The organism is Kitasatospora sp. NEAU-69, assembly GCF_057158765.1.
Genome location: NZ_JBWXUE010000070.1, coordinates 1 through 12329, shown reverse-complemented (window position 1 = coordinate 12329; position 12329 = coordinate 1). Strand labels below are relative to the sequence as shown.

The 12329-nt window shown below is 69.3% G+C and carries 11 protein-coding genes and 1 pseudogene; 3 read left to right on the top strand and 9 right to left on the bottom strand.

The window, feature by feature from the left end; translation table 11 throughout:
• Positions 1 to 113 precede the first annotated feature (113 nt).
• The 3 genes from AC060L_RS37035 to AC060L_RS37025 form a co-directional block, all read right to left on the bottom strand.
• On the bottom strand, positions 114 to 1850 hold the full coding sequence (locus tag AC060L_RS37035) for an IS1634 family transposase (RefSeq protein WP_483799747.1): 1737 nt from the start codon (positions 1848 to 1850) through the stop codon (positions 114 to 116).
• Between the two features lie 285 nt (positions 1851 to 2135).
• Entirely contained in the window at positions 2136 to 2318 is a 183-nt protein-coding gene (locus tag AC060L_RS37030) for a hypothetical protein (protein WP_483803394.1), read from the bottom strand.
• A gap of 527 nt (positions 2319 to 2845) precedes the next feature.
• On the bottom strand, positions 2846 to 3586 hold the full coding sequence (locus tag AC060L_RS37025) for a dienelactone hydrolase family protein (RefSeq protein ID WP_483803393.1): 741 nt from the start codon (positions 3584 to 3586) through the stop codon (positions 2846 to 2848).
• A gap of 579 nt (positions 3587 to 4165) precedes the next feature.
• On the opposite strand from AC060L_RS37025, the gene AC060L_RS37020 reads away from it, so the two are divergent.
• Positions 4166 to 4615, top strand: a complete 450-nt coding sequence (locus AC060L_RS37020; RefSeq protein WP_483803392.1) for a GNAT family N-acetyltransferase — start codon at positions 4166 to 4168, stop codon at positions 4613 to 4615.
• Positions 4616 to 4790: 175 nt separating this feature from the next.
• Here AC060L_RS37020 and AC060L_RS37015 read toward each other — a convergent pair.
• Positions 4791 to 5375, bottom strand: a pseudogene (locus AC060L_RS37015) (GNAT family N-acetyltransferase).
• Between the two features lie 202 nt (positions 5376 to 5577).
• Between AC060L_RS37015 and AC060L_RS37010 the strand changes: the two are divergent.
• On the top strand, positions 5578 to 6360 hold the full coding sequence (locus AC060L_RS37010; RefSeq protein ID WP_483803391.1) for a helix-turn-helix domain-containing protein: 783 nt from the start codon (positions 5578 to 5580) through the stop codon (positions 6358 to 6360).
• Here AC060L_RS37010 and AC060L_RS37005 read toward each other — a convergent pair.
• On the bottom strand, positions 6272 to 7096 hold the full coding sequence (locus tag AC060L_RS37005; protein ID WP_483803390.1) for a hypothetical protein: 825 nt from the start codon (positions 7094 to 7096) through the stop codon (positions 6272 to 6274). The genes AC060L_RS37010 and AC060L_RS37005 overlap by 89 nt on opposite strands.
• Complete coding sequence (locus AC060L_RS37000) at positions 7093 to 7803, bottom strand: hypothetical protein (protein ID WP_483803389.1); 711 nt, start codon at positions 7801 to 7803, stop codon at positions 7093 to 7095. Before AC060L_RS37000 ends, AC060L_RS37005 begins: the two co-directional genes overlap by 4 nt.
• A gap of 544 nt (positions 7804 to 8347) precedes the next feature.
• Between AC060L_RS37000 and AC060L_RS36995 the strand changes: the two genes are divergently transcribed.
• Positions 8348 to 8662, top strand: coding sequence for a DUF6221 family protein (locus AC060L_RS36995; protein WP_483803388.1), 315 nt, complete (start codon positions 8348 to 8350; stop codon positions 8660 to 8662).
• 82 nt (positions 8663 to 8744) lie between these two features.
• Here the strand turns inward: AC060L_RS36995 and AC060L_RS36990 are convergent, their stop codons facing one another.
• The 3 genes from AC060L_RS36990 to AC060L_RS36980 all read right to left on the bottom strand — a co-directional run bounded on the left by AC060L_RS36990 (position 8745) and on the right by AC060L_RS36980 (position 11842).
• Positions 8745 to 9833 carry a prenyltransferase/squalene oxidase repeat-containing protein gene (locus AC060L_RS36990; RefSeq protein ID WP_483803387.1) on the bottom strand — a complete coding sequence of 363 codons (1089 nt, stop codon included), beginning with the start codon at positions 9831 to 9833 and terminating at the stop codon, positions 8745 to 8747.
• Positions 9834 to 9911: 78 nt separating this feature from the next.
• Positions 9912 to 10763 (bottom strand): IS5 family transposase, encoded by an 852-nt coding sequence (locus tag AC060L_RS36985; protein ID WP_483799146.1) that lies wholly within the window; start codon positions 10761 to 10763, stop codon positions 9912 to 9914.
• A 47-nt stretch (positions 10764 to 10810) separates the two neighbouring features.
• Positions 10811 to 11842: a DUF2786 domain-containing protein gene (locus AC060L_RS36980; RefSeq protein WP_483799145.1), complete on the bottom strand. Its 1032-nt coding sequence runs from the start codon at positions 11840 to 11842 to the stop codon at positions 10811 to 10813.
• Between the last annotated feature and the right edge of the window lie 487 nt (positions 11843 to 12329).

The following is a 12329-nucleotide window of genomic DNA, read 5'->3' as shown; positions in this document are numbered from 1 at the left end:
CCTGCGTTCCGCATAATTCGCGGCGCCTAGAGCATTGATTCGTGCTGTGGCCTGGGGAAATGCGGCTGGATACGCCGTGGGGGCGTGTCTCTAGGCGTGGGGGTTGTGGCTGGTCAGCGGGTTTCGGGGGTGAGTTCGACGATCTTCTTGGGTGCGGGGATGTCGAGCTTGCCCAGCAGGTCGCGCTGGGTGCGGGTGAGCTCGGTGAGCTGGCGGAAGGTGCCGGCGGGGCCGGTGAAGGTGCCCAGGTGGAGCCGGTCGAGTTCGCGGCGGATGGTGGGCCAGGTCGTCCCGGTGGTGGTCTCGGCGATGCGGATCAGCAGCAGGGCGAGCCAGCACAGGATGACGTGGGCGCGGATGCGTTCTTCGAGGCGGTGGTAGACCGGGCGGAGGTCGAGGATCTGCTTCATGTCCCGCCAGCCGCGCTCGACTTCGAGGAGTTGCTTGTAGCCCAGCGCGATGTCCTCGGCCGAGAGTTTCGGGTCGCTGCAGCGCAGGAGGTACTTGCCGTCGAGGTTCGCCTCGGCCTTGGCCTTGGTGGCGTCGATGCGGAGCTTGCCGGCCGGGGTGGTCCGCAGGTAGCGGTTCAGGCCGGGTTTGGCGGTGATCTTCCCGCGCAGTTCGCCGCGTTTGTAGTCCGACAGGGCGTCGCTGTCTTCGATCAGTTCGCTCAGCTGCGCGATCAGCTGGGTGCGGATCGCCGCGTCCCGGGTGGCGCCTTCGGGGTTGTGGCAGATCACGAAGCGTTCGGACTCGGAGACCTTCACCTCCTTGACACGCATGTTGTGCGCGATGTCCTGGTAGCGGCCCTGCCGCGAGAGTGCGGCCTTGATCTCGGGTGAGTTGGAGCGGAGTTTCTCGCCGATGATGTAGTGGTGGTCGCCGGAGCGGAGGTAGCGGCGGTTGGCCGCGGAGGCGAAGCCCCGGTCGGCGACCCACACGATCTTGGACAGGGTCCAGTCCCGCATCTCGTCCTTGACCTGGCGGATCAACGCGGAGTCGCCGGTGTTGCCCGGCCAGCACCACACCCGCACCGGGATCCCGTCACGGGTCACCGCCATCCCGATCACGATCTGCGGCAGGTCGTCGCGGGAGTCCTTCGACTTCCCCCAGGTCCGAAACCCGCGCATGCTCGCGCCGTCGCCGTCGCCGTCGCCGTCGCCGTCGCCGGTTTCGGGGAGGGGGACGCCGTGTTCGTCGCGGGCGACGGGCAGGTCGGCGTCCTCGAGTTCGAAGTAGGTGCTGGTGGTGTCGAAGAACAGCAGGTCGACTTCGAGGTTGAGCAGGTGGGCGGCGGAGTCGAAGACCTGCCGTTCCAGCTTCTCGCGTATCTGGTGAAGCCAGTCCATCGCCCGGTAGCAGGCGTCGTCGTCGATGCGGTCCAGGCTGTCGATGTGCACGTCGTGGTTGACCCACTCGGCGGCCGCCAGCTTCGAGGACGGGGCCAGCGCGCGGTTGGCGACCAGCGCGAACAGGGCACGTTCGGTGGCCTTGACGTTGCGTGGACGGCCCCGGCCACGGGTGCCCAACGCGGCCACGATGCCCGGGAGTTCCAGCCGGTGCCACAGCTGGTCCAGGAGATACGCGCCGCCGAAGGGACGGGACTCGACGAAGTCCAGCTCCGTGTTCGCCTCGGCGGTGGCCGCCAGCGCGGCAGCCGGATCGAGGAGCTTGGACAGCGAGCCGACCAGGCGGCGCACCGCGTCGGTGTCCAGCTGATCCTCACGGCCGAAGCCGTACAGCAGCTTCGGCACCGACCGCCCGGCCGCTGCGTCCCAGGTGTTGTGGGCCAGGTGCAGGTAGCGGACAGTACCGCTCTTGGTCTTCCGACTCGTCGTCTTCACATACATCGCTCTAGACCATACACGCCTGAGCCATGCAGTCAATGACTCTCAGATCGGATGCGTTTCTCTAGGAAGCTCCAGGCCGTGTGGCATCACCGGACCAGCTGACCAGGCACTTCACCACATCGGACCCTCTAGACCAGCCGAATTACGCGGAACGCAGGCCACTTCGCTCACTCTGGCGTGTGACTGCTTCGTTCACCAGCACGGGGCGATCGCTGGCGTTGTGAGGCCTCAAGACATCCTTGACCGTTTGTCATCAGTAGATGCTTGACGTCGTTCGGATGCCGATCAGATCTGGTTCCAGCACATCAGCGCAGCGTTCACCTCGTGCTGGACGCACACCTGCTCAAAACTGTCCCGTCCGGCCTGACGGAGGACAACCTCCGTATCGAGGACACCCACCTCCGCGTCCTCCACGAAGGCGAAGAGATCGCCGTCAAGGAGCGACGGAACCCAGGACCGCTGGAACATGTCCGCACCGTCTCGAAACGCGAGGACAGCCAGAAGCAATCAAGTGTCCCTTGAGGCCACCGCGCGGCAGAATGATCGCCGTGACTACTTGAAGAGCACCGCAGGGGCGCAAGTCCTGGCGCCGGGGTGCAACCGGCTGGGCCGCTCGCGAGGGCGACGGCGGGGTTTGCACGGCGTGTCGGGAACCGGTCCGCTCCTACCAGTACCGATGCCATCCGCCCGAGTCCTCCAGCTTCGAGCGGTGCATCGGGTTCGCCTGGTGCTCGGGGTGCCGGATCTACTCCGCCAACATGGTCCACATTCCTCGCAGACGTGTCCTGGCCGACGCCCTGACATCGCTCCCGGCCGATGACCGCGAGCGGCTGCTGCGAAACGAGGTCGCACTGATCGACTGTCTGGACAGCCAAGGCGTCGCTCAGGACTGAGCCGAGGCTCAGCTGCCTCCGCAGTGGTCTCCCGAGCGGAAGGCCGTCAAGGATCTCCCGAGTCGCCTGCCAGTACGACAAGCAAGTCCTGGTGACAAGGCGTCAAGGATGCCCCGGAGCCTCACAACGCCACAGGCACTCGGCGAGCAGGTTGACGACGTCGCGCCAGGCTCGCTGTGCGTGCTGTGGGTGGTAGCCGACGCCGGGGACCGTAGGGTGGTCGACCGGGGGGTGGTGGAAGGCGTGCAAGGCGCCGCCGTAGATCGTGAGGCGCCAGTCGACGCCTGCGGCCTGCATCTCAGCGGTGAACGCGTTCCGTTGCGCGGGCGGCATGATCGGGTCTTCCGACCCGACCCCGGCCCACACCGGGCAGCGAATGCGCGCCGCCTCGCCCGGCCGGCCCGTGGTAGTTGCGTTGACTGTCCCGATCGCGCGCAGGTTGGCGCCGTCGCGCCCGAGTTCCAGCCCGACGGCGCCCCCGGTGCCGTAGCCGACGGCGGCGATCCGGTCGGGGTCGGTCCGCGGTTCGCTGCGCAGCACGTCGAGCGCGGCATGGCCGATGCCCCGCATCCGGTCGGGATCGGCGAGCAGCGGGATGCACCGGGCCAGCATCTCCTCGGGGTCGCCCAGATAGCGCCCGCCGTGAAGGTCGAAGGCCAGTGCTACATATCCCAGTTCGGCGAGAGCGTCGGCCCGGCGGCGCTCGACGTCGCTGAGCCCCATGCCCTCCGGTCCGAGCAGCACCGCCGGCCGACGGTCGACGCCCGCCGGGAGAGCGAGGTGCCCGATCATCGTCAAACCGTCCGCCGGGTACTCGACCGTGCGCGTCGTAATCGTCCTCATGAGACCGGACTGTAGCGATCGTCGAGCCCGGTCCGGCCGGTGTTCTGCCGCTGGCAGAACAGCATGCGCGTCCCTCCGAAATACGGGGGTCAGACTCAGGGCATCAAGATCATTCCGTTGCCCCTGCGGCGCGCCTCCCGGTCACACCTCGCACCTGCCAGTCGTCATAGTGGCAGCGCAGAATTGGAATTGACTGTTAGTCAGTTAAACGAGATGACGGAACGACCCGTACTGCTTCGGGGTTGCTGCGGTCATCGACTCCCGCGTGGGGTGGGCAGGGGCGGCGATCTGGCTGGGAGCGGGGACTGGCCGCGGCGAAGCCCTGGTGGTCGACTCCGGACGTCCTTCGGGGGTCGCCCTCAGCGCCGGCGAGTGCGTTCGCGGGGCGGGCGCCGAAGACGGTGAGGTGGCGCTCGATTTGCTCGTCGGTCGAACAGGGCCGCAGTCAGCTCGGCGCTACCTGTGCGTGCTTCTGCTCCATGGCGTTCCGCCAGTACTGTGACCGGGAAGGTTCACCGGGGCTGATAGGTCGTCGTCGCGGCATTCACCTGTTCGAAGTGGTTCCGTAAGATCCACAGCATGAAGATCACTCAGTCCTCTTGGGATGACGCGGATGCGACCGCGCTCCGCGAGGAACAGCGAGCCGAGATCGCTGCCATATACGGGACCCCGGACAGTGACCCTGGTGTGCCGCCATCGGCGGCGGACGTCGCGGTGTTCTTTGTGGCTTACGAGGACGACGGCACCGCCGTGGGATGCGCAGGGCTGCGGGACCTCGGTGAGGGCGTCGGTGAGGTCAAGCGCATGTATGTTGCACCGGCCTGGCGCGGCTCAGGCGTCGCCGCGCAGATCCTCCGCTCGCTGGAGGACTGGGCGCGCGGACAGGGATGGAAGAGCCTGCGGCTGGAGACCGGCGACCGCCTGTCCACCGCCGTGCGCTTCTATGCCCGCTCTGGTTACGAACGCATCCCGAACTTCGGCGCCTATGCTGATTCGGAGAGTTCCCTGTGCTTCGAGCGGATGCTCTAACTCGTCTGACCGTTAGCGCTGTTGGCCGGTGCCATGGTCAGATCGCATGAGCGAGGGCGGGGTGTCTGCCCCAGCGGATGCCTTCTCGCTGTGGATGCGGGCGCGTTCGCGTTCGCGGCGTTGGGCCCGGCAACTTTCCCCACGGCCACCTTCAGCGGCCCCCTCATCGTTCCACTCATCCCTCGGGGTGCAGGCGCGCGTGCACGTGCACGTCGTGTCGGCCGTCCGCCTGGAGCCATGCACTGCGGAGCACGCCCTCCACGGCGAAGCCAGTCTTCTCGGCCACGCGGCAGGACGCCGTGTTGCCCATGGCGTGCTTGAGATCAAGACGGTGAAACCCGGCCACCTCGAAGGCCCAGGACGCCATCGCATCGACCGCCCGTGGGATGACGCCCCGCCCCCGGGCCGCCGGAACGGCCTAGTAGGCGACATCGGCGGCACCGTCCGCGAGCTTCAGCCCCTTCAACGCGGCGCGAGCCAGCAGGACATCGCTCCGGGAGTCGACCACCGCCCAGTGCGCACCGGTCTCGGCTGTCCAGCCGCCCTGCCAGCCGGCGATCCACTCCCGGGCCTCGGCGAGGGAGTCGGCCCGCTGTACGTGCCAGCGCTGGATCTCCGCGTCCTGGTAGGCGTCCATCACGGCCTGGGCATCGCCGGGAGTCCACGGCCGCAGCAGCACACCGCCGCCGGCGGTCAGCGTGGGCTGGGACCGCGCCGCGAGGGAGCCGACCGGAACCGTTGAGTCGACGAGAGCAGGCATGGCCTGGATTATTCAAGATCACCAGCTGCGTCGTCCAGAGCCGGACCGGCTCCGGCAGGCCGCGGCCGCCCTGGCCCGCCTCCGCTGATCGGCCTGCCCGCCTTGCCTGTTGTCACCGCGCGCACCGATAGTCCTGACCGCCACCGAGCGGCACCGGTTGAAATAGACGGCCTGGGGTCACAAGACCGAACACCAGACCCGGGTGCGTGCGCGGATCCTGCTCCTCGTGGCCCGGGGCAGGTCCAACGCGCGTATCGCCGTTGAGGTGGGAGTGCACCTGGACGCCGTCCGCACCTGGCAGGGCCGCTTCGCCGACCCGGGCCTGCCCGGGCTCGCCGACCGCAGGCGCCCGGGACGGCCCACGGCCTTCACTCCCCTTCACGCCCCTGCAGGCCTCACAGGTCAAGGCCCTGGCCTGTCGGCTACCCCGCCGAGGCGGGCGCCCCGCTGTCGCGCTGGTCGTGCCCGGAGCCGGCCCGCGCCGCCGTCGAGCGCGGCATCGCACCTCTCATATCGGCCTCCACTGTGCGCCGCCGGCTCGACCAGGACGCGCTCAAGCCCTGGCAGCACCGTGCCTGGATCTTCATCACAGACCCCGGCTCGCCCCAAGGCCGAGCGCGTGCCGGCCCTGTACGACCGCGCCTGGGACGGTGAGCGGCTCGGCGCGCAGGAGTACGTGATCAGCGCGGACGAGAAGACCTCCATCCAGGCCCGCTGCCACCCCACCCTCGCCCCTGGCCAGGCGCGAGCAATGCGGGTGAACCACACACCTACGGACGTGGCGGCGCGTTGGCCTACCTGGCCGCTTGCGACGTGCACCGCGGGGGCTGTGCGGACATGCGAACGGCCCTGCGGGCGGGTACCTGCAGGGCCGTTCGTCGGTGCGGCGGACGGGTTCAGCTGTCGGTCTGTGCGAGCTGTTCGATGTCCGTGCGGCGGTAGCGGTCGAACCTTCCGGGTGTCAGACCGCTTCGTTCGGCGGTGACTTCGAACCTGCCCACGGACCAGCCGAGGAGGTCGGCGGCTTCGGCGCTGGTCAAGCTGGTCTGGAGCCAGGCCTGACGCTCCGTCAGCACTGCGCTGACCTGGTCGTGCGGCAGTGCCTCGAGTGCGTCGACGCCGTACATCGGCCAGCCCTTGAACTCACCGACGGGGTGCAGGGATCCCCGGTCGGCCAGATCCTGGATGTCGGTGCGCTCGACCGGCAGGCCGGTGTGCTGGGCCAGGTGCTCGGCTGCCTTCTGGGATCCGAAACCGGGGTGCTCTCCGAGTTCGGCGATGATGCGCGGGACGAGGGCGGTGAGGGGTTCGACCGCGGTCTCGGACCAGCGGCCGCCGTCCAGGTCGGGAGCGGGCATCAGGCCGCGCTGCTGTGCGCGGCTGACCTGCCAGTCCTTGAGACCGAGATGGCGGGCGAGTTGGATCGGCCCGAAGCCCTCCTTGCCCCGTCGGGTCCTGACGCGCGGCGCGGACTCAGTCTCGGGCACGGCTGCGGCTGCGGGTGCGGGTGCGGATGCCGCTGAGGGATCCTCGCCGAGTTGGGCGATTATCCTCTCGACCTGGTGCGGCAGAGTCCGGGCCACGCTCTGGGACCAGCGGCGGCCGTCGATGTCGGGTGGCGGGACCAGCCCCAGGTTCTGCGCGCGGCGCAGCTGGGACTCCTTGAGTCCCAGCCAGCGGGCGAGCTGGACCGGTCCGAAGTCGTCCTGGGGTCGGCTCACTGTCCAGACTCCTCTGCCGGCGTGCGCTGGTCTGACGATGGTGCTTGCTCCGGCGGCAGCTCGGCGCTCGGATGTGGGGTGCGGCGGCGGGGGCCGGCGATGGTACGGGTATCGGCGTAGTGCCAGATGTCGGCACGGCGGTACCACCTGCGCGCGCGACCGCTGGGGAGCTCCTCCTCAAGTGTCGGCTGTGGCCAGTTCCTTGGAGGGCTCTTGGGATAGTGCGTGATGCTGGTCGGTTCGACACCCAGGATGCGGGCGGCCTGGGAAAGGGTGACGAGGTCCTCGGGCTTGCCGGAGCGGTCGACGTCGAGCTCTGTGCGCTGGGCCTTCCGGCAGTACCCGGCATACCAGGCATCCCACTCGGTGGAGTCCCAGTACATCGTCTGTTGCACGGTCTTGACCGGTTCCGGGTGACCGTTTTCGATGCGTCGCGCCCACATCCAGTCGAGAGTTCCGCGGGCCAGGCCGTGCCGGGCCGCCAAGGCGGCCCGGGACTGCAAGTCGCCGGTGTCCCCCCGCTCCTGGTACCAGGTGTCCCATTCCTCGCGGTCCCAGGCCAGCTCCCGGCCGACTGAGCCGGCCGCCTCGGGGTGACCGTTGACGTCGCGGTTGCGGTACCACTTCTCCAGTGGCGACAGTGTCATGCCGTACGTGTCCATCAGGTCTCGGCGTGTGTAGACCTCACGGCCGTTCAGCCTCGTCACGATGCTCCTGGTTGTCAGGGTCCAGGCGCTCCGGGCCTGGAAGCGCCCACGATGGTCGGCGTCGTCTCCTGGAGCGGGCTGAAAGGGCCCCCGGGCCGGGAGACGTACCGGGCGGCCTGCGGTCTGCCAGCGTGTCTCCCCAGGCCGCCTGCACCGCTCATCGTGCCGAATTCTGCCTTGTTTCTCTGCTGGACTCCAGAGTGAACGTCCTGATGCGGCAACCGTCCGGTTGCCATGCCTGACGGGGCGCCGGCAGCCGCCTGGGCTCCGGCCGCGCCGGAGCCGGCCTGGCCGGTGAGGAACGAACCGGTCAGGCCCTGCCCACGCAGTGGGCGACCACATCAGGGCCCACCCGCCCGGAGCTACCGTCACTTCCTGACCCAGGGCATCTCCGTCGACCCGGGCTCGGTGAGAAAGCCCTCGATACCCCACTCAAGGCCCCGGTTCGGCCCGCCCAGTGATCGCCGGGCGACCAGGGAGGGCGGAGCAGCGGAGGCCCCCACACGTCAGGGTCGGCGCGTACCAGCAGCTGAGCCTCTGCGGCGTGACCGCCGGTCAACACGGCCGGCAGGAACTCCGCGAAGCCACCGTACCCGCGAAGTACGGGGCCAAGGCGTGTCTCCTCCGCACGCGCAACATGGAGGACACCCACGCCCATGCCTGCGTCGCGCAGGTTTTCGGCGCTGAGGCCATCCTCGACAACCACCTCCCCATGCTCGATCTGATCGACATGCTGAGGCGAGACCACACGGCGATGGACCCATCAGACCCTCGTTCGGCAGGCCTGACCTACGCTCTTCGCGTCATCGCGCAGTCCTACGCCGAGCACCCTGACTACCGCAACGAATGGCGTCCCTAGCCTGCGTCAAAGAGACAGACCTTGGCCCGAAACGCCGGCGATTCGACGGCCCTTGCGAGCCGCTGCCCCCTCGCACCGACCGTCAGCCGGTGGTCGGGCAGGCGAGGACGGGGGCGTCCGGCTGGGCGTAGGAGGCGGTGAGGTCGTTGTAGTCCATGGCGCTGAGGCCCAGGGCGGCTTGGGCGGTGACGCTGACGGCGGCGGCGGGGTTGAAGCCGGTGCTGTCGTAGGCGAGGGCGCCGCGCTCGGCCGGGTCGGCGGAGCACTTGAGCTGGAGGTCCCAGAGGGCGCCGTTCGCCTTCAGGCCGGCGTTCAGTTCGGTGAGGTTGCCCAGGGCGTCCGTCCACAGGGCGTCGGCGGCGAAGCCGGTGGTGATGGCGTCCGAGACGGTTGCGCCGTTCGCGGCGAAGCCGTGGTCCGGGCGCTGGTGGGCCACCAGCCACGCGAGTCCGGCCTGGGCCTTGGCGGACTGGCCGTTCGCGGTCAGGGCCTGGGCGGCGAGGGAGGTGGCGACGGGGTCGCTGACGCAGGTGCTCTGGCCAAGGGCGAGGGGGTAGCCGCCGTCGGGGCACTGGCTGGCGGCCAGATAGTTCACTGCGGCGGCAGGGGCGCCGCCGGGGGCGCGGTGCAGGGCGATCAAGGCGAAGGACTGGCTGAGCGAGTTGCTCTGGTCGCCGGCCGGGGAACGGTCGGAGAAGCGGCCGCTGCTGGTCTGGAGGGCGCGTAGGCGGGCGGGGAGGTTGGCGCCGCCGAAGGTGGTGGGGTCGAGGCCGCGTACCTCGGCGGTGAGCAGCAGTTTGGCGGTGGGGCCGGCGTAGGACGCGGTGGTGCCGTCGCCGAGGTAGCCGCCGAGGACGACCGGCTGGGCGAGCCAGGCGGTGACCTTGGTGGCGGCGTCGTTGTCGAAGAAGGCGCCGGCGAAGTCGAGGACGGCGTCCACGCTCAGGTCCGGGTCGGGTTGGCTGACGCCGTTGACGGTCGATTCGAGGTGGTCGCCGTTGACGAGTTGCTGGACCAGCCATCCCGTGGCCGCGGCATCGGGGTGGTAGGTGGTGTCGTCGGAGGCTGCCGCAGTCGTGGGAGCCGCGTGGGCCGAGGCGGCGGGCAGTAGGGCGGCAGCGGCAAGCGTGGCGGTGCCGAGCAGGGCGGCAGTGCGGTAGCGCAGGAACATGGCGATCCTCTGATATCGGTCCGACATGTGCGGGCAGCTGATATGAATCGATCTCTTCTAAGAGCGTCCGCCAGTAGGTCATCGGATGCGGGGGCTGTGGGGGCGTGTGTCCCAGCGGTGGGTGAACCATGCTCGTCGTATCAGGCTGCGGATGGTGACGATGGCCGTAGCCAGGGCGATGTAGAACTCGACGCACGCCCGGCGGCGCTCGGTGCAGCGGCGGAGCTTGCCGAAGTTGTTCAGCCACGAGTTCGTTCTCTCCACCACCCAGCGGCCGTCCGCCTGGATCGGGGTCTGCTGGCCGCGTTTGGCGATCCGCGGAGCGATCTGGCGTTCTGTCAGGTCCTCGTAGACGATGCGGTAGTCGTATCCGGCGTCCAGGCTGAGGCTGGGGTGCTCGGGCAGCGGGCCGAGTTCCTTGCCAAGGTCGCGGTACTGGTCGAGGGTCGTCGGAAGGAGCGTGTGGTCGCGGATGTTGGCCGGGGCCGGGTGAGTGACCAGCGGGATGCCGTAGGCCTCGGTCAACTGCGAGCGTTTGACGCCTTGTTTGGCACGGTCAACCGGGCTCCTGCCGGCGCATTCGCCTCCGGACGGTGCCTTGGTCTGGCAGCCGTCGGCAGCCAGATGCTCCAGCTCCAAGCCGACCATGCGGTCGTAAGCGGCCAGAGCCGCCAGGCGCAGGACCTCGCCCATCCCCAGGGCGATCCAGTGGTCCCGGCGGCGTCGGATCGTGGTGGCTGAGCAGGCCTGGTCCGCCACGCGCTCGTAGCCCATGCCGGACACCAGGACCAGGATGAGCCTGTCGAAGACCAGCGCGTCGGGGATGCGCGGGTTGTGGCAGCCCAGCGGGTGGTCGTCCCGGTGTTCCGGCAGCAGCGCGAGGAACTCCTTGCGCAGCGGATCCAGGATGCAGGCAGGAACGACAGGCACGAGCCCTCCCCGAACACGCGGACGTCACAGCGCCGCGCCCGGGCGGTTCAGCGCAGCGCGCCGGCCCTGGTGTGCAGTTCGGCCCGGTCGGCGGCGGCCGTGCCGTGGGCCCACCCCTCGCGGTCGTTGGCGTATGCCGAACCGTGACTGTACGACAGCTCGCCGAACAGCTCGTCCACCTGGTCGTCCACGGCTTCGGCCCGCGAGGCCAGCACCGGCAGCAGCCCTGCCGTCCGGCCGACTTTTCCGGCCGCCTTCACCGCCTGCTCGGCGACCCGCCCGAGCCGCTCCTCGATCCTGGCGGCGTAGGCCACCAGGAACGACTGCCTGAAGGACCGGGTGCGCGAGCTACCGTCCCCACGCTTGCGCGCGCCCGCCGCCTGCAGCGCCGCCTGGGCCTGGACCAGCAGCGAGGTGAACAGCAACTCGACCGCCTCCACATCGGAGGCGAAGCCGACCACCGTGGAGAACCCCAGGTTCCTCGACCACACCGTGCGACAGCGGTTCGCCTCCGCCACCGCCTGCAGCAGCACCACCTTCGGCTCCTCATACGGGGCATCCACCGCCACCCGCACCCCGCCCGGCGTCTGCCGCTCACCCCGCTCCACCGCCAGCAGCGCCATGTCGATGCTGTGCTGGGACATCAACTGCTGCGCCTTGGCCGTCAGCGCTTCCGCCTCCTCGGGGAAAGAGGTCGACTCGGCCTTCGCGAGCAGTGCCCGAATCTTGCCCAGCAGCGAAGACTCCACCCCGCCGGCCTCGACCATCCCAGCGCTGCCGGTCTCACAGGGCACCGGCATCAGCCGCGGCACCTCGGGAAGCCGGCTCAGCAGTTCGAACAGTTCAACGACGGCCCGTCCCAGCACCACCGGATCGCTCTTCTCCCGCGCGGCCGCACCGTCGACGTAGGCGTCGTCGTCACCCCACCACGCCGTAGCCGATGCCTCCGCAAGCTGCTCGGCCCAGCGATTGGGCAACCGCCTCGCCGGATACTCGCGGTGCTCCGCGGCGACCAGATCGGCGGCGATCCGCGCGTGCCGCACGGCCAGCTCCCGGCGTGCGACACGCACCACATCCATTGGCTGCCAGCCACGGTGCCACAGATCGTGCACCACCACTCCACCCACCTGGAGCACCGCACGGCCGATACCGCGCCGGGCGAACAGCGCAGCGGCTCGCTCAAGCGCCGCTGCGCGACGCCCGGCGTCTCCAGCCGGCACAGCACACAACCGTGCCATCGCCTCATCCAGGAGATCCGCGACAGTCCGCGCACCACCCGGCCGAGGAACGGGCCCGCCACTACCCAGGCAGAACGGATCACCGCACTCGCAGGAAGCGAACCCGAAAGCCGCCCCTTGCCCCGCCCCGCTCCGCCCTCTCGCGTCCCGCTGCTTCTTCTTGGCCCGCCGACGCTCCTGGTTGCGCTTACCCAACCCAGTTCCCCAAGCCCTCTATCGCTGTCCCACTGCCGATACCGAGCGTAGCGGCAAACCGGAGCACACCACCTGCCGACAACGGAACAGAGCACCAGCGCGAGCGATCACCGGACCTACTGGCGGACGCTCT

Excerpts from the sequence above, each read along its gene's own strand:
- AC060L_RS36990 (WP_483803387.1), bottom strand. The coding sequence starts at position 9,833 with ATGTTCCTGCGCTACCGCACTGCCGCCCTGCTCGGCACCGCCACGCTT.
- AC060L_RS37035 (WP_483799747.1), bottom strand. The coding sequence starts at position 1,850 with ATGTATGTGAAGACGACGAGTCGGAAGACCAAGAGCGGTACTGTCCGC.
- AC060L_RS37030 (WP_483803394.1), bottom strand. The coding sequence starts at position 2,318 with ATGTTCCAGCGGTCCTGGGTTCCGTCGCTCCTTGACGGCGATCTCTTC.
- AC060L_RS37020 (WP_483803392.1), top strand. The coding sequence starts at position 4,166 with ATGAAGATCACTCAGTCCTCTTGGGATGACGCGGATGCGACCGCGCTC.
- AC060L_RS37025 (WP_483803393.1), bottom strand. The coding sequence starts at position 3,586 with ATGAGGACGATTACGACGCGCACGGTCGAGTACCCGGCGGACGGTTTG.
- AC060L_RS36980 (WP_483799145.1), bottom strand. The coding sequence starts at position 11,842 with ATGGATGTGGTGCGTGTCGCACGCCGGGAGCTGGCCGTGCGGCACGCG.